Origin of the sequence: Enterovibrio sp. FF113, from assembly GCF_041439165.1 — a bacterium.
Lineage (GTDB): Bacteria > Pseudomonadota > Gammaproteobacteria > Enterobacterales > Vibrionaceae > Enterovibrio > Enterovibrio norvegicus_A.
The window spans coordinates 140,119-156,707 of the sequence record NZ_JBGONO010000007.1; the positions used below are offsets into that span (position 1 = coordinate 140,119).

Genomic DNA, 16,589 nt, shown 5'->3' on the forward strand with positions numbered 1-16,589 from the left:
GTAGGTACATCATGTCTGAGCAATTTGCTAAAGCATGGGAAGGTTTCGCTGAAGGCGAATGGCAGAACGAAGTTAACGTTCGTGACTTCATCCAGAAGAACTACACCCCTTATGAGGGCGATGAATCATTCCTAGTGACTGAAGGTACTGAAGCGACTAACGCGCTTTGGGACAAAGTCATGGAAGGCATCAAGCTTGAGAACTCAACTCACGCCCCTGTAGACTTCGATACTTCTGTTGTTTCTACCATTACCGCTCACGATGCAGGTTACATCATCCAAGATCTGGAAAAGATTGTTGGTCTGCAAACTGAAGCACCATTGAAACGCGCACTTATCCCTAACGGCGGTGTGCGTATGATCGAGGGTTCTTGCAAGGCTTACGGCCGTGAGCTGGACCCAATGGTTTCAAAAATTTATTCAGAATACCGTAAGACGCATAACCAAGGCGTTTTCGATGTCTATACCCCTGACATCCTAAACTGCCGTAAGTCTGGTGTTCTGACTGGTCTGCCTGATGCATACGGCCGTGGCCGCATCATCGGTGACTACCGTCGCGTAGCACTTTACGGTATCGACTACCTGATGAAGGACAAAGCTAAGCAATTCCATTCGCTACAAGCGAAACTGGAAGCTGGCGACGATCTTCAAATGACCATGCAACTGCGTGAAGAAATTCAAGAGCAGTACCGTGCATTGATCCAGATGAAAGAAATGGCTGCAAAATACGGCTGTGACATCTCTGGTCCTGCATTGACTGCACAAGAAGCAGTTCAGTGGGTTTACTTCGGCTACCTAGCCGCTGTTAAATCTCAAAACGGTGCAGCAATGTCTTTGGGTCGTACTTCTACGTTCCTAGACGTGTACATCGAGCGTGATATTGCTGAAGGCAAGATCACGGAAGTTGAAGCACAGGAAATGATCGACCACTTCGTCATGAAGCTGCGTATGGTTCGCTTCCTACGTACGCCTGAGTACGATGAGCTGTTCTCTGGTGACCCAATCTGGGCAACAGAATCAATGGGTGGTATGGGTGTTGACGGTCGTACTCTGGTAAGCCGTACTAACTTCCGCTTCCTGAACACGCTTTACACCATGGGTCCAAGCCCAGAGCCAAACATCACTGTTTTGTGGTCTGAGCAACTGCCAATCGGCTTCAAGAAGTTCTGTGCGAAGGTATCTATCGATACGTCTTCTATCCAGTACGAAAATGATGACCTGATGCGCCCTGATTTCGACAACGATGACTACGCTATCGCTTGTTGTGTATCACCAATGGTTATCGGTAAGCACATGCAGTTCTTCGGCGCGCGTGCAAACCTTGCGAAAACGCTGCTGTATGTAATCAACGGCGGTGTTGACGAGAAAATGAAGCTGCAAGTGGGTCCTAAGCAAGCGCCTATGACTGACGAAGTTCTGGACTTTGATAAAGTTTGGGCTGGCCTAGACAACTTCATGGATTGGCTAGCAACTCAGTACGTGACCGCACTGAACGCTATCCACTACTCGCATGACAAGTACAGCTACGAAGCGTCTTTGATGGCACTTCACGACCGTGACGTTTATCGCACCATGGCGTGTGGTATCGCAGGTCTTTCTGTTGCAGCTGACTCACTGTCTGCTATTAAATACGCAACGGTTAAGCCTATCCGTGACGAAGACGGCATCGCGATCGACTTCGACATCGACGGCGACTATCCGAAATTTGGTAACAACGATTCACGTGTTGATGACATCGCATGTGAACTGGTTGAAAGCTTCATGACCAAAATTCGTAAGATGAAAACGTACCGTCACGCTGTACCTACTCAGTCTATCCTGACTATCACGTCAAACGTGGTATACGGCAAGAAAACAGGTAACACGCCAGACGGTCGTCGTGCAGGCGCACCATTCGCACCGGGTGCAAACCCAATGCACGGTCGTGACGAAAAAGGTGCTGTCGCATCTCTGACGTCTGTAGGTAAACTGCCATTTGCTCACGCAAAAGACGGTATCTCTTACACCTTCTCTATCGTGCCTAACGCACTGGGTAAAGATGGCGACACGCAGAAAGCGAACCTTGCTGGTCTAATGGACGGTTACTTCCACCACGAATCAGGCATCGAGGGTGGTCAACACCTGAACGTGAACGTTCTGAACCGTGAAACACTGGAAGACGCGGTTAAGCACCCAGAGAACTACCCACAGTTGACTATCCGTGTATCGGGTTACGCTGTGCGTTTCAACTCTCTGACTGCTGAACAGCAAAAAGACGTTATCGCACGTACTTTCACTGAATCTCTATAATTTTTTAGAGTCAGTTTGAATCAGAAAACACCTCCCATGCGGAGGTGTTTTTTTATGTCCTTTTTCCACTATATCCACACCCATTTCCCGTCTCTTACCTTTCTCTTACCTTTCTCTTACCTTTCTCTTATCTTTCTCTTATCCATCTTTGATACCAAATATCCCACGCTCCCCATATTGGTGAATTCCCAGCCCATCCACCGTACGACGTTCTGTCGACGTCTGCTAAAAACCTGACCATACTGTAGGGAAAAGCTTGCCCATCAACTAAATAGCGCAACCTATTCCAAGGATTTGTGGGGAAACATGAAGATATTGCTTGTCGAAGATCATCCGTTTCAAAGGGACATGGTAGCAGGACAATTGATGCAGCTATTGTCTGGGGATGAGATGCTTCTGACAGCTGGAAGTGGTGCCGAAGCACTTGAACATGTGCTTGCTCATAAACCCGATTTGGTCTTTTGCGATTTACACCTGCCTGACATTGACGGTATCAAGCTCTTAAGCAACATGGCAGAAAGAGGCTTTTCAGGCTGTATCGTCATCACCAGCGCGGCATCGCAAAAGGTGCTGGATACGGTAAAAAGTATGTGTGAAAACCTTCACCTGAATGTGCTAGGCATACTCCCGAAGCCTGCCACTATCCCTTTGCTGAAATACTACATCAACCTGACCAATGAGCATGACACCAATTTCCCACAAGATCTTATTCCATTGTCGGAAGATGAGGTGCTTGAAGCATGGAAAGCAAAACTGTTTGAAACGTGGTTTCAGCCTATTGTTCGCTTAAGTGACGGAGAGTGGATCGCCTGCGAAGCCCTTCAACGTTTGCACCACCCAACACGCGGCACGCTAATACCTCGACATTTTTTAGGACAACTTTCGGCGCTGAGTCTGGAGTCCGAACTCACGTTGTCAGTCATAGACAAGATCATTGCCAATCAGGTTGACCTGAAAGGACGGCCAGTCGGCGTGAATATCTCGATGAACAACCTCATTGAACTTAACTTCATTGACCAAATTATCGAGATCGGTAAAGCGCACCCTACACTGTGTGAAGCCATGTATTTTGAGCTGATGGAACCCGACCATTTCGTCCATATTGGACAAGTTCAAGAGGCAGCATCGCGTTTGCTGCTCAATGGCTTTCGCATTGCCATCGATGATTTTGGTGCTGGGCATACTTCACTGCAAGAAGTGGAATTTTTGCCGCTAGACTCGCTCAAAGTGGGCTTGTCTTTGGTTCTCCCCATGCTAAGCAGCCGAACAGCGAGTGCATTGGTAGAAGCGAGTATCCTGATAGCAAGGCGCATCGGTGTCGCTTCGGTCGCCGAAGGGGTTGAATGCATTGAAACATGGCACGGCGTTCGAGATATGGGCTGCGACTACGCTCAGGGATTTTTTATCGCCAAGCCCATGCCTGTTGAAGACCTGGAAAATTGGTACACGTTATGGTTGTCGCTCAAAAATCACCGTTCCCTCTGCCCCCCTTCAGTGCTTAATACCATTTAACGCCACTTAACGCGTTTATAGCGTGCACACTTTGTCATTTTTAACGAAGGACACCTGATTGCCCCTGCCCCAAATTCATCGCGATTAACTCGCTCTTCCTCTCCGAATAATGTCTATGCCAACAGGCTGAATCCCTGTATCTGAAAGGGGTTTCGGTATAATATAACCCCTTACTTTTTACCGTAGTTTTGGAGAATCTCATGTCGGTGATGGGCCGTATTCACTCTTTTGAGTCTTGTGGAACCGTTGATGGTCCTGGCATTCGCTTTATCGTGTTTTTGCAAGGTTGCTTGATGCGCTGCAAATACTGCCACAACCGCGATACATGGGATCTGGATGATGGCCGTGAAGTGTCTGTTGAAGAAATAATGAAAGAAGTGGTCTCTTATCGTCATTTCATCAATGCATCTGGCGGCGGCGTTACCGCGTCAGGCGGTGAAGCCATGCTTCAGCCTGAATTTGTACGTGACTTTTTCCGTGCAGCAAAAGCAGAAAACATTCATACCTGTCTTGATACCAATGGTTATATTCGTAAACACACTGACGTGGTTGACGAAGTACTCGACACAACCGATTTGGTGATGCTGGATCTCAAGCAACTTAACGACGAAATCCACAAAGATCTGGTTGGCGTTTCAAATCGCCGCACACTCGATTTTGCTCGTTATCTGCATCAGCGCGGCCAAAAGACCTGGATTCGCTATGTGGTCGTTCCGGGTTATACCGACGATGAAGATTCGGTTCATCGTCTCGGCGAGTTCATCAAAGACATGGACAATATCGAAAAGATCGAGATGCTGCCTTACCATCAATTGGGCGAGCATAAATGGGAAGCGTTGGGTTACGAATACGACCTCAAAGACGTGAAACCACCAACGAAAGAAACCATGGAAAAGCTGAAAGCAATTTTGGAAAGTTATGGCCACAAGGTGATGTACTAAGCCTGCCGTCCATGACATGCCCGCTTTAGATAAACGATTAAAAAACGGCCATATTGGCCGTTTTTTTGTCTCTGCAACCTCAGACGTTTATCCCTTTCAGGTATTGTTAATGTCTCATCTAACGTTCTGGAGAGAGATACTCCTTGTCATAAAACGTGCGCAGCCAATGTGGTCGGTACACCGCCAGCAAAGTCACGGCCATTCCATTTAACAAGCCTTCTGGGAACCACATCAACAGGGCCAAGATCAGATAATTATCAACAATGGTTCCCCATGGATGCAGCCCTGAAATCCAATACCCTGCCGATACAACACAAAGATGAAAAACAAGGGTAAACGCTGCATTTAAGAACCCAGCGACAAAAATATAGATAAACAAATGGTGACTTAGATACTGGTAGGAAAGCCAGAATATCGCATAGCTAACAAAAGCAGGGATCACCGCTGTGGTGAAGGCATACAGGCCAACGTCTTGCCAAGGCAACAAGCCAAACCCCACCATTAACGCCAAAGGGAACACACTGATCCAAACGGCAATCCTAGGGCCATGGCACAGCGTCAGCACTGTCATGCCGAGGAAATGAATATCGAGCCCCTCACTGATCCCAGCTTTCAACGCCCATAAGCAAAACAACACCATGGCACTCGCAAACACCAAATGCTGATACCCTTTGTCTTGATGCATTTTCTGCCACGCGACTGGCGTCCAACAAAACCAAAGCGCCACCAATAAACACGCCCACCCTAATCCTTGCCAATAAACCATGAGTGCTCCATCACACGTTCCGCTGTGGTCGAAATTTTAAGCAGTATTCACCACACAGGCTTCAAGTTAAAAAACCGTAACTAACCTGTGTTGAGATCAAAAAAACACACGGTGCTAACTGCTAATCTGTGGCACATGAAATGCCAAATATGCTCACGACTAACGACAATTAAGAGACTGTTTGGATAACGAATTTTAATCTTTTGAGGCTATACCATGGAAATGACCCACGCTCAGCGTCTTATCCTATCTAATCAGTACTCGCTGATGTCGCAACTTGAACCACAAAACGCGGAAAAGTACCGTCGTCTACAAACCATTGTAGAACGTGGTTACGCGCTGCAAATGCGTGAACTTGATAAAGACTTCGGCGATATGTCTGAAGATCTCTGCCGTCAGGTGGTTGATATCATGGAAATGCACCACGCACTTCAAGAATCATTCCGCATGTTAGAAGCTGGCACACGATGCGAATGCGATGTCGATGAGCGTCGCCTTCAGTTCTGGGGCTTCGATGCAGCAACAGAAGCACATCTAGTTAACTATGTTCGTTTCCTTACCGACATTGAAGGCCTATACCCTCAATTCGATAAAGGCTCGCACCATTTCAACAGCCAAATGCCGATGCTTGAGAAGTATCAGCGTATGTTAACTGTATGGCGCAACTGTCCGCGTCAGTATCACCTCTGTGGCAATGAACTTTGCCAAATCGTGAACGCATAACTCTCACAAGCTTTCGCTCAAAGCCGTTCTCCTGAACGGCTTTTTTGTCTCAAATATTGCGTCTGCACCACAGTCAAATAGGCTGTGAAACAGACGGTGATGAGACGAGAATCCGCCCCCTATCTGCCCTACCTTTTCGGTCACCCATTCGATGAAACAAATCACTCGTCACGTGCAAATTAATTTATTTGCACCGAGCGTAAAACGGTTGTCTAATCGCCACGCACCCGTTCTGGTTTAGATGATGCCAATGAGGTGTATCCGGGCTTTGAACAGCATTTCCCAATGAATGAATGCTGACAATAAAAGAGCCGTGTTCCCTGTCATACCGTGCCTGTCTGCAGCACGGCCTTTTTAGGAATGGCAATGAAATCTTTCGCAAAACCGCATGTTCTGGCGACTAGCCTGACCCCCGTTTGCGACATCGCAGTAACTCTTCACCCGCAAAACAGCCCCCAGACCCTGTCGACGCATACGCGCAGGAAAAGAGCATCGTTAAGGCGAACACGAAGCGCGGACGCCGTGCTTCTTGATCTTTCGCTACAGATGCCTGAATAAGGTCTGACTGCGTTAAACGCAATCCAATAATTTTCTTTGGTACAAGCTACCGTTGATCGCGTGACGTTATCCGCGGTCTGCGAACTTGCTTGTGCCCAATCACCGCCGAGGAATGAACATGAGTGATTGGTCTATTAATGACGCCCGTGATGTCTACAACACACCGTATTGGGGTCAGGGGTACTTTGATATTAATGCTCAGGGTGAAGTGATTGTTCGTCCTGATGTAAAACGTCCAGAGAACACTGTCGGGCTATCGACACTGGCCGATGAGCTGATCGCAAAAGGCGCATCGCTACCCGTATTGGTGCGTTTCCCAGAAATCTTGCATCACCGCGTTGACAGCCTGTGTGCGAACTTTAATGATGCGATTGCTGACTATGGCTACCTCGGCGAATACCTGCTGGTTTACCCCATCAAAGTTAACCAACAAGAAGCCGTTGTGAGCGAAATTCTCAAAAGCCAATATGCGCGTCAACAGCGTCAGTTAGGCTTAGAAGCAGGCAGCAAGCCTGAACTTATGGCGGTGCTAGCCATGGCGCGTCAAGCAAGCTCTGTGATTGTATGTAACGGTTATAAAGACCGCGAATACGTGCGTCTGGCACTCATCGGTGAAAAACTCGGCCACGAAGTGTACATCGTGCTCGAAAAGCTTTCCGAACTTGATCTGGTGCTTGAAGAAGCCAAAGCCTTAGGCGTGAAACCACGTCTTGGCCTGCGTGCGCGTCTTGCCTCTCAAGGCAAAGGCAAATGGCAAGCAAGTGGAGGTGAAAAGTCTAAATTTGGCCTGTCTGCTTCGCAGGTTCTGACCGTGATGGACAAGCTGCGTGAACACAACATGTTGGATTCACTGCAACTGCTTCACTTCCACCTCGGTTCGCAAATCGCCAATATTCGCGATGTACGCTCCGGCGTGAGCGAAGCTGCCCGTGTGTATGCAGAACTTCACAAACTTGGCGCAGGCATTACCACTGTCGACGTGGGCGGCGGTCTCGCCATCGATTACGAAGGAACACGCAGCCAAAGTAGCTGTTCAATGAACTACAGCTTGCGCGAATACGCCAACAATGTGGTGTATACCCTCGGCGATGTCTGCAAAGAATACGACATAAAAATGCCGCGTATTATCTCAGAATCAGGCCGAAATCTGACCGCACACCATGCAGTATTGGTTACCGATGTCGTCGGTGTGGAACGCTATCAGCGCGAAGAGGTGTTTGCGCCAGCTGAAAGCGCACCTCAGAATTTGCACAACATGTGGCATTCGTTTAAAGATTTGAGCCAATCAGGCGATCAGCGTTCATTGGTCGAGATTCACCATGACAACCAAAGCGATCTGTCCGAAGTGCACATGCAGTTTGCCATGGGTATGGTCAGCTTTGCCGAGCGCGCGTGGGCAGAACAAATCAGCCTACGTATTTGCTACGAGTTGTCGCGCAAAATGTCGTCAAAGAACCGAGCGCACCGTCCTGTGTTGGACGAACTGAACGAACGTTTGGCGGACAAGTTCTTCGTGAACTTCTCTTTGTTCCAGTCGTTACCTGACGCATGGGGGATCGATCAAGTCTTCCCTATTTTGCCACTCAGTAACCTTGATAAAGCGCCAGAGCGCCGTGCCGTCATGCTCGATATCACCTGTGACTCTGATGGTGCCGTTGATCAGTACGTGGAAGGACAAGGCATCGAAAGTACCCTTGCTGTTCCAGCATGGAGTGACGAAGAGCCTTACCGCATGGGTTTCTTCCTTGTGGGTGCTTATCAAGAAATTCTGGGCGACATGCACAACCTGTTTGGCGATACGGATACCGCCGTGGTGCGTAGCCGCAGTGAAGGCGGTTTCGACATTGAAGCCATTGAGCGTGGTGACAGCGTTGGCGATGTTTTACGCTATGTGCATCTCGACCCATCACAGTTCTTGCTGCAATACGAAGAGATGGTAAAAGAGCATTTGCCCGAAGAAGAGCACGATGCAATTCTGGCTGAATTGTCAGAGGGCCTAAATGGCTACACCTACCTCGAAGACATTCGTTCAAACCGTTAATTTTTGATTGCCCGCTCCAGCGGGCAATTCGTATTTGATAGGGAGTTATTTCATGGCAACACTGGCCAACTACCCAGATTATTCGCTGTATTCCAATGCGTTCGGTTTTCTTCGTCAGCCATTGGTTTTCCAACCACACGGTTGCGACGCCGACGTTATCATCACCGGTGTGCCATTTGATATGGCGACCACGGGGCGTTCAGGCAGCCGCATGGGGCCAGGGGCCATTCGTCAGGCTTCGATCAATCTTGCTTGGGAAGGTAAACGCTGGCCGTGGGACTTTTCACTGACCAAAGAAATCAAAATGGCCGATTGCGGCGATCTCGTTTTTGATTGCGGTGACGCAGCGCAAATGTGCGAACGCTTAGAAGCCCATGCCACCAGCCTACTGGCAGAAGGGAAAACACTGCTCACCTTTGGCGGCGATCACTTTGTTACTCTGCCGCTGCTACGTGCTCACGCCAAACAGTTTGGTGAAATGGCGCTGGTACACTTTGACGCGCACACAGACACCTACGACATGGGCAGTCAATATGACCACGGCACCATGTTCTATCATGCGCCCAACGAAGGTTTGATTGACCCACACAGCTCGATTCAAATCGGTATTCGTACCGAGCACAGCCACAAACTGGGCTACCAAGTGGTGGACGCGGCAACGGCCAATGACTGGTCAGCAGACCAAATCGTTGACGCGATCAAAGCGCGTGTTGGCGATCGTCCCGTTTACCTAACGTTCGACATTGACTGCTTAGATCCTGCCTTTGCACCAGGCACTGGCACACCGGTCTGTGGCGGCATGACCATGGACAAAGTCTTGAAAGTCATCCGTGGTTTACAAGGGATCAACTTAATGGGCATGGATGTGGTCGAAGTGGCCCCTGCCTATGACCATGCAGAACTAACGTCTTTGGCAGCAGCAACCATTGCGACTGACTTGCTGCATGTTTGGGCGGCAAACCGCAAGAGGGCGTAGTTCGCACGTTTTTTTTGAACATGAACACACCAAAGAAAGCCAAGAAAGCGCTCGCACTGTCGGGCGCTTTTCATTAAACCTTGATGCCACGCGCCTTGCGCCGTATCCTTTGCCCTCATTCAATCCGACCGAAACATCGCCATGTCATACCTTTGTCCGCTGTGTCAGCAACCGCTTTTTCTCAAAGAACGTACTTACAAATGCACTAACAACCACCAGTTTGATGTAGCAAAAGAAGGCTATGTGAACCTTTTGCCGGTGCAGCACAAGCGATCAAAAGATCCCGGTGATAACAAAGAAATGATGCAGGCGCGTCGCCAATTTCTTAATGGCGGTCACTATCAGCCCATGCGTGATGCGGTATGCGACTTGCTCACAGGGTTATTAGCTGAGCACACCATGGTTGAGGGAAAGTCTCAGACATACAGCCAGCTATTGGATATCGGTTGCGGTGAAGGTTATTACACCAGCCATTTTGCCAAGGCACTCAGTCATACCAAGGCACAGAGCGGTGCAAAGGTCGTCGGTTTGGACATTTCTAAAGTGATGATCCGCCATGCAGCCAAACGCTACCCAGAATGCGATTTCTTGGTCGCCTCAAGCCAACGCCTACCCTTTGCCGACGCGCAACTGAGCGCGGTAGTACGCATCTACGCACCTTGTAACGGTGAAGAGCTTCAGCGCACCATCAAAGACAACGGCGTGGTCGTGACTGTGACGCCAGGCCCTCGTCACCTGTATCAGCTCAAAGAGGGTATTTATGACGGCGTGAAGCTTCATGATGTCCCTGTGGAAGATCTGCCGGGGTTTGAACTGGAAGCCGAGCACAGCGTTGCCTATCCAATGACACTCAACAGTGAAGACGCAACCACATTGCTTCAAATGACGCCGTTTGCATGGCGAGCACCTGAGGCGTTGTGGCAGACGTTGAAAGAGACTGAGCAATTTGCTTGCGAAGCAGATTTCACCCTGCGCGTTTATCGCAAGAAAGCCTAAAAAGCAGAAAAACGCGGGAATAACGCAACAAAGCAATCACCCGCGTTTTCCGTCATACTGGTGCGTATCTCCTGATATTCAAGGACACGAATTCATGTCGATACGCGCATTCTCCACCGCCTTCATTCTCGCGACGCTTTTAGGTTGCAGTCACCCACTTACACCGAAAGAAACCCCTGCCCCCACGGGCACGCTTTACGACTACCACATTGAATCCCCCAATGGCGTCCCCTATTCGCTCAACGAACTTGCCAATGCACTGAGTGACGCTGACGTCATATTGGTAGGGGAATGGCACACCCACCCTGGTATTCACTTATTTCAGGCGCAATTGCTTTCTACTCTCGCCGCCCGTTATCCCGACACTGCGCTGTCTATGGAGCAATTTTCACGCCCAGACCAAAGCCTGATTGACGGCTATCTTCAAGGTGATTTTGGGGAAAGTGCATTACTGAAGAAAAGTGAAAAGTGGCCAAACTACGCCAGTGATTATCGCCCTTTGATTGAAATCGCGAAAGCCAATGCCATGCCTGTTATTGCGGCGAATACCACGAAAGAGATCGTGCGTTGCCTCGCCGCTAAAGGGGAAGGCTACCTTGATACATTACCTTCGGAGAAACGTCGCTACGTGGCACAAACCCTCTCAAGTGCGCCCTCGCCGTACAAAGAGAAATTCTTGTCCGTGATGTTCCACGGCAACGAAGAGAAAACCAATAACCAATATCTGGCACAAATCGCGTGGGACGACACCATGGCCGAAAGCATGGTCGAATTTTTGGCAGAAAACCCAAATTACAAAATCATGCACATTGCAGGCGCGTTCCATGTTGAGAATGGCTTAGGTATTGCCAGCCGTATTTTGGCGCGAAACCCCAGCCTCAAGATCGCCATTGTTTCGCCGCAAACCCCAGATGCGCCGTTGCCCAACGACGTTAAAGATTATCGATTGGTCGTCAACCCACTGCCTGAGCAATGGCTGTCAGAGAAAGAAATGCAGGAAGCGATTGGAACCATGCGCCATAGCAGCAGAAAAGCACCAGATTGTTCCTAGCTCAAAGCTCAAAGCAATGAAATAGCAACGACTCAAAAACGTTCAGCCACTACAACTGCTCAATATTTTTGAGGCTATGAGCAGCCTTGTCCAACACCGCTTTTTGTTGATCATCGGTTTTCTTATTCCAGTTCGCATACACCATTTTGGTTCTTGGGTTGCCGCCAAAATCGTCTTGGTGTTTATCCATAAAATGCCAATAAAGCGCGTTCAACGGGCAAGCGTCATCTTCGGTGGTTTTCACGACCTTATAATGGCAATTTCCGCAGTAATCGCTCATTTTCTTCACGTAATTGCCGCTTGCTGCGTACGCTTTCGATCCCACAATACCGCCATCAGCAAACTGGCTCATGCCACGCGTATTGGGCAGTTCCACCCACTCAATCGCATCGATATAAATCCCGAGATACCACTCATCCACTTGAGCAGGTTCGATGCCGCTGATCAGGCAGAAATTACCGGTGATCATCAAACGTTGAATATGGTGCGCGTAAGCATAATCCAGCGACTGTTCGATCGCGTGTTTCATGCAGCTCATTTTGGTGTTGCCCGTCCAAAACCAAGACGGCAAATCGCGGGTGGCAGCCAACCTATTCAGCGTGGCGTACTCCGGCATGTTCACCCAATAGATCCCGCGAATAAACTCACGCCAACCGATGATTTGGCGAACAAAGCCTTCCACTTGCGCCAAGCTGATTTCATCGGGTCGCGTGTGATAGTGATGAATCGCCGCGTCCACCACATGCTGAGGGCTCAAGATTTTGCTGTTTAGCGCAAACGACAGCCGAGAGTGATACAAGCTCCATTGTTTGCGCTTGCCTTCCTCATCGGTCTGCCCCGTCATCGCATCTTGGAAGCGTCCAAAGTTGGGTAAGCAATGCTGGCAGAAAAACGTCAGTAATTCGTTCGCTTGCGTGCGTGTTATCGGCCACAGTAGATTTGAGTCAGGCTTTCCAATCACCTTGATTTTGTGGCGTTCGATGCGCGCGAGAATGTCAGTAACATCATGACCAAACAGCAGCGGCTCAGGCACATCATCGATGTCTTTCGCTTTGAGTTTGTTTCGATTATCCGCATCGAAATTCCATTGCCCGCCTTCGGGATTTTCGCCGTCCATCAAGACATTAAATCGCACACGCATCTTGCGGTAGAAGGCTTCCATACGGTGTCGCTTACCTTGTTTAAAGTCGCGGGTAAGCGCTTGCTCAGAAAGGTAGAAGTGCTCAGACTCAACCGCCTTAGAAGCAATCGACAGCGATGAAGCAAACACCAGCATTTGCTCCCGCAGGCGATATTCATCCGGCAATTGGTATTCGAATGCACTCACGCCATGTTGCTCGATGAGGTGCGTAAGCAAAGTAGGTAAATCCGAAAACGGCGCAGTGTCATCCAAAGTTAAGTGCAAAACTCTGTGCCCTGCCTGTTGCAACGCTTGTGCGAAAGCAGACATTGCGGCGAAGAAGGCACACACCTTTTGCACATGGTGAGGTACATAGCTGGCTTCTTGGTGCAGTTCAGCGATGACATACAAGGTGTCGTCATCTTGCTCACGAAACCACGAGTGGCTTGCATTGAGTTGATCACCCAAAATCAAACGTAATCGCGAATAGGTTGCAGTCATTGGGTACTCACTCAGTCCTAAGGATCAGTGCATTTGAAATAGGTACGAAACCTGATGATAAATGGATTGTTCTTTTTGTTTATTAACTGACTGTTTTTTAGAGCATCCAGATAGTAGCGCTTACCTCCGCACCTCCACCGATAAACAAAACGCCAAAGAATCGCAGCCGCCAATGTCAAATACAAAGGCAAGCAATACAACCAAGCATTAATCAACCGTGGTTTTATCAGCGACAACAAAAGGCTTGAAGTCAGCATGGGTAACGCGCGTTTTATTCAGTTTGCTCTTTGCTGTCCATTGCGTGTTGTCCCTTAGGTATTTCCGGTTATATTCAGATTTCTATTTGCCAACCCAAGCGATAGTCCATTTCATGATTTTCACTAAAATTTACGTACTCCCAGTTATTCATCAAAATTGCTCTGCTCAATCACATGCAACATTGCACAAGAAAAGGTGAACACACTTTGAAATGGTGGCAATCCTTACCTTTTCTTTTTGAGATGGATTAGTCATATATTTCAACATACTAAGTCGCTTTTTGATGACGATATATGTATCCAACTGGAAAATACATGACCTCGGTGATATATTTCATGAATCATGAAAATACATAAATCGTGAAAAAAATGGAACAGCAGATATTGAGTCAGGCATTGGATGCACTGCCTGAACACATCGAGATCACCGACATCCATTATCAGGACACCGATGCGCGAGACATTGGCGTAGGTGCCACCGTGACCCTGAAAATAGCAGGGGAAGCACGGACGTTTGATGCGAACATCAAACGTATTCACCGCAAAGCGACACTGGATGCTTTTCTACAAACACAACGCCAACGTGAAACCCTGCTGATCTGTAATCCACTCAGCGCTTTCTTGCGACAGTACAGTGAAGAAAGAGGCATCAATTATTTAGATGAAGCCGGTAACGCCCATATTGTGCAGCCCGGTTTTTTCCTCCATATAGAAGGGAAGAAACGGGAAAATACTCAGGATACGCGCCCAAGCTTGAGTGTAGGGCTCATGAAATGCCTGTTTGCCCTGCTGGCTGACGATAAACTCCTCAATCAACCCTATGAAGTGATGGCCGAAAAGTCCGGTGTTTCATTGGGGATGGTCAGTAAAACACTGAAGTACCTTATCGATATCCAGGCTATCCCCAAAGACAAAAAGTCCCGACGCTTTTTGGATAGATCTACCCTTATTCAGCAATGGCTGGCGGCATACCCTCAGGTGCTCAGAAAAAAACTTGCCCCCTTTCGGGTGAAAACACCGCTTCACTGGCAAGCCATGACACTGGAAGAGGGAGATCTCTGGGGGGGAGAAGTCGCCGCTGCAACGTTGACAAATTACCTTGAGCCAGAAGAATACTGGTTGTTTACCCGCGATCCGATACAGAAAAAAATGCGCGAGCTTCAGGCTCGGCCCTCCACTGACGGGCAACTCCTGATTGCTGCCCCTTTTTGGGGAAAAAGCCTAAGTATAAACACAGCCGCTCAGGTTCTGCTCACCGTGGCAGAGCTTCTGGCCAGCAACGATAGCCGCAACCGAGAAGCCGCAGAGATCTTAAATGGCCAATACCTACACCTTCATTCACTCCCTTAACCCGCAGTTTGAGCGGGCACTTGATAGCCTGGTGCGGATCATCAACGGGCTTGGCGTGCCTTATTTCATTGCCGGAGCCACCGCCCGTGATGTGGTGCTTCACGGTATTCATGGCTACCCGCCAATCCGCGCCACCCGGGATATTGATACCGCCATTTTGGTCGACAGCTGGGATGCTTTTCATGCAACCAGAAAGAAGCTGCTGGCAGCTGGCTTAAAGCCCTCCCGTGTTGAACACCGATTGGGTAATACTTGGACAGTCACATTAAAAATCGTCACTTTGGAAAAGAAGAAACCATCTCTCATGTCTCTGTTCTGTTGTTCAAAAAGGTGTTTTTGGAGATGGATAAAGGAGAGTCTAGCTAGATTTCAAAGGTGATTGCCATAAAACAGGTATGCGAAAATCACCAATGCGGTGATTGTTCAAATATGGAGGAAGTGTTGCCGACGCTAGCTAGCAGCGATGCGAAACCCGCAAAGTCGTTTTCGTCCAAGCAAGGGCAGCGCTGTTTTGATGGATGATTCAGCGCCAATCAAGGTTCCTTTTTCAACTTGCGCGTAGGTACTCAGCCATTCAGCAGAGTCGAACCCTAGGCGGCTAAGTATTTCAGGTTCATGATGATCAATATGACCGCGCTTATCCTCTCGGCATTGACGCCCCGTCCAATCAACCAACTCTAAATAATCCATCAAGCGAAAAGGTATACCTTCTGGCATATTTTCTCTGGGGTTTCCCGCAAAACGCAGCAACCCAATAGCGCCTGGTTTATCAGTCTCTATCGCTTCAATTCGCGCTTTTACGCTCGTGAAGTCAGACGTTTCCGGCGCGTCTGCGATCGCAGCACGTACTGGATTTAAATCCACATAAGCCATCGCTGCCGCCAAGGCTTTTTCATCTAACAGCGCCTGACTTTTAAACCGTCCTTCCCAGAAGTGGCCGGTACATTTATCTTCTTTGTTGGCCTCTGACGCAATATGTTGATTGAGTAACCGCATGAACCAGCTAATCGAAGCAAGCCTCTCCCGCCACACTTCAATGATCTCACTGCATCGTTCAGCTTCCGCCTCTGACAGCTTATCGCCTTGAATAAAACGCTGGATCAGTGAGGGGCCTTGATGAAACGCCAACCAGCGCTCAACAACATCACTTTGAGCCAGCTCTTTGGCCTTTTCCATATTGATATGAAGAACCACATGGTAATGATTGCTCATAATGGCGTAAGCACAAACATCAACACAGAATGCATTTGCCAACGCTAACAACCGTTTTTCAATCCAGCCTCTACGATGTTCGTAGGATTGCTGCGCGTGTTCGTCGTAGCCACAGAGAAAGGAGCGACGAACACAGCGCGAAACGCAGTGATAGTAAGGGGTGGCGTCGACACTGATGAGAGAGGCGCGGGCTTTTGTCATTGGCAGTAAAGTGGCTATCTATTAAACGATACAGAGATAATATCGTTCAACAGTTAACCATTCATCTTTGCGCATTGCCTTTGAGTCTGAAAGCAC

At 48.7% G+C, this 16,589-nt stretch carries 13 protein-coding genes; 10 read left to right on the top strand and 3 right to left on the bottom strand.

Annotation, left to right across the window (positions count from 1 at the left end):
- Positions 1-11 precede the first annotated feature (11 nt).
- The 3 genes from pflB (at position 12) to pflA (ending at position 4,741) form a co-directional block, all read left to right on the top strand.
- Positions 12-2,288: a formate C-acetyltransferase gene (gene pflB, locus ACED36_RS07565; RefSeq protein WP_371733027.1), complete on the top strand. Its 2,277-nt coding sequence runs from the start codon at positions 12-14 to the stop codon at positions 2,286-2,288.
- A 306-nt stretch (positions 2,289-2,594) separates the two neighbouring features.
- Entirely contained in the window at positions 2,595-3,800 is a 1,206-nt protein-coding gene (locus tag ACED36_RS07570) for an EAL domain-containing protein (RefSeq protein WP_371733028.1), read from the top strand.
- A 200-nt stretch (positions 3,801-4,000) separates the two neighbouring features.
- Entirely contained in the window at positions 4,001-4,741 is a 741-nt protein-coding gene (gene pflA / locus ACED36_RS07575; protein WP_016958499.1) for a pyruvate formate lyase 1-activating protein, read from the top strand.
- A gap of 118 nt (positions 4,742-4,859) precedes the next feature.
- On the opposite strand, the gene ACED36_RS07580 is transcribed toward pflA, so the two are convergent.
- Complete coding sequence (locus ACED36_RS07580) at positions 4,860-5,507, bottom strand: energy-coupling factor ABC transporter permease (RefSeq protein WP_016958500.1); 648 nt, start codon at positions 5,505-5,507, stop codon at positions 4,860-4,862.
- 216 nt (positions 5,508-5,723) lie between these two features.
- Here ACED36_RS07580 and ACED36_RS07585 point away from each other — a divergent pair, with 216 nt between their 5' ends.
- The 5 genes from ACED36_RS07585 (at position 5,724) to ACED36_RS07605 (ending at position 11,852) form a co-directional block, all read left to right on the top strand.
- Positions 5,724-6,230: a YfbU family protein gene (locus ACED36_RS07585; RefSeq protein WP_016958501.1), complete on the top strand. Its 507-nt coding sequence runs from the start codon at positions 5,724-5,726 to the stop codon at positions 6,228-6,230.
- A 676-nt stretch (positions 6,231-6,906) separates the two neighbouring features.
- Positions 6,907-8,829 carry a biosynthetic arginine decarboxylase gene (gene speA / locus ACED36_RS07590; protein ID WP_016958502.1) on the top strand — a complete coding sequence of 641 codons (1,923 nt, stop codon included), beginning with the start codon at positions 6,907-6,909 and terminating at the stop codon, positions 8,827-8,829.
- Between the two features lie 52 nt (positions 8,830-8,881).
- On the top strand, positions 8,882-9,805 hold the full coding sequence (gene speB, locus ACED36_RS07595; RefSeq protein ID WP_371733029.1) for an agmatinase: 924 nt from the start codon (positions 8,882-8,884) through the stop codon (positions 9,803-9,805).
- Positions 9,806-9,946: 141 nt separating this feature from the next.
- A complete protein-coding gene (rlmA, locus tag ACED36_RS07600; RefSeq protein ID WP_371733030.1) occupies positions 9,947-10,801 on the top strand; it encodes a 23S rRNA (guanine(745)-N(1))-methyltransferase in 855 nt (284 codons plus the stop codon).
- A gap of 94 nt (positions 10,802-10,895) precedes the next feature.
- Complete coding sequence (locus ACED36_RS07605) at positions 10,896-11,852, top strand: ChaN family lipoprotein (RefSeq protein WP_371733031.1); 957 nt, start codon at positions 10,896-10,898, stop codon at positions 11,850-11,852.
- Positions 11,853-11,901: 49 nt separating this feature from the next.
- Here ACED36_RS07605 and ACED36_RS07610 read toward each other — a convergent pair whose 3' ends face one another.
- Positions 11,902-13,473 carry a cryptochrome/photolyase family protein gene (locus ACED36_RS07610; RefSeq protein ID WP_371733032.1) on the bottom strand — a complete coding sequence of 524 codons (1,572 nt, stop codon included), beginning with the start codon at positions 13,471-13,473 and terminating at the stop codon, positions 11,902-11,904.
- A gap of 626 nt (positions 13,474-14,099) precedes the next feature.
- On the opposite strand from ACED36_RS07610, the gene ACED36_RS07615 reads away from it, so the two are divergent.
- Both ACED36_RS07615 and ACED36_RS07620 read left to right on the top strand, forming a co-directional pair.
- On the top strand, positions 14,100-15,080 hold the full coding sequence (locus ACED36_RS07615) for a type IV toxin-antitoxin system AbiEi family antitoxin (protein ID WP_371733033.1): 981 nt from the start codon (positions 14,100-14,102) through the stop codon (positions 15,078-15,080).
- Entirely contained in the window at positions 15,046-15,459 is a 414-nt protein-coding gene (locus ACED36_RS07620) for a hypothetical protein (protein ID WP_371733034.1), read from the top strand. The genes ACED36_RS07615 and ACED36_RS07620 overlap by 35 nt, the downstream gene beginning before the upstream one ends.
- 71 nt (positions 15,460-15,530) lie before the next feature.
- Here ACED36_RS07620 and ACED36_RS07625 read toward each other — a convergent pair whose 3' ends face one another.
- Positions 15,531-16,493 carry a transposase gene (locus tag ACED36_RS07625; RefSeq protein WP_371733035.1) on the bottom strand — a complete coding sequence of 321 codons (963 nt, stop codon included), beginning with the start codon at positions 16,491-16,493 and terminating at the stop codon, positions 15,531-15,533.
- Positions 16,494-16,589 lie beyond the last annotated feature (96 nt).

Excerpts from the sequence above, each read along its gene's own strand:
- pflB (WP_371733027.1), top strand. The coding sequence starts at position 12 with ATGTCTGAGCAATTTGCTAAAGCATGGGAAGGTTTCGCTGAAGGCGAA.
- ACED36_RS07570 (WP_371733028.1), top strand. The coding sequence starts at position 2,595 with ATGAAGATATTGCTTGTCGAAGATCATCCGTTTCAAAGGGACATGGTA.
- pflA (WP_016958499.1), top strand. The coding sequence starts at position 4,001 with ATGTCGGTGATGGGCCGTATTCACTCTTTTGAGTCTTGTGGAACCGTT.
- ACED36_RS07580 (WP_016958500.1), bottom strand. The coding sequence starts at position 5,507 with ATGGTTTATTGGCAAGGATTAGGGTGGGCGTGTTTATTGGTGGCGCTT.
- ACED36_RS07585 (WP_016958501.1), top strand. The coding sequence starts at position 5,724 with ATGGAAATGACCCACGCTCAGCGTCTTATCCTATCTAATCAGTACTCG.
- speA (WP_016958502.1), top strand. The coding sequence starts at position 6,907 with ATGAGTGATTGGTCTATTAATGACGCCCGTGATGTCTACAACACACCG.
- speB (WP_371733029.1), top strand. The coding sequence starts at position 8,882 with ATGGCAACACTGGCCAACTACCCAGATTATTCGCTGTATTCCAATGCG.
- rlmA (WP_371733030.1), top strand. The coding sequence starts at position 9,947 with ATGTCATACCTTTGTCCGCTGTGTCAGCAACCGCTTTTTCTCAAAGAA.
- ACED36_RS07605 (WP_371733031.1), top strand. The coding sequence starts at position 10,896 with ATGTCGATACGCGCATTCTCCACCGCCTTCATTCTCGCGACGCTTTTA.
- ACED36_RS07610 (WP_371733032.1), bottom strand. The coding sequence starts at position 13,473 with ATGACTGCAACCTATTCGCGATTACGTTTGATTTTGGGTGATCAACTC.
- ACED36_RS07615 (WP_371733033.1), top strand. The coding sequence starts at position 14,100 with ATGGAACAGCAGATATTGAGTCAGGCATTGGATGCACTGCCTGAACAC.
- ACED36_RS07620 (WP_371733034.1), top strand. The coding sequence starts at position 15,046 with ATGGCCAATACCTACACCTTCATTCACTCCCTTAACCCGCAGTTTGAG.
- ACED36_RS07625 (WP_371733035.1), bottom strand. The coding sequence starts at position 16,493 with ATGACAAAAGCCCGCGCCTCTCTCATCAGTGTCGACGCCACCCCTTAC.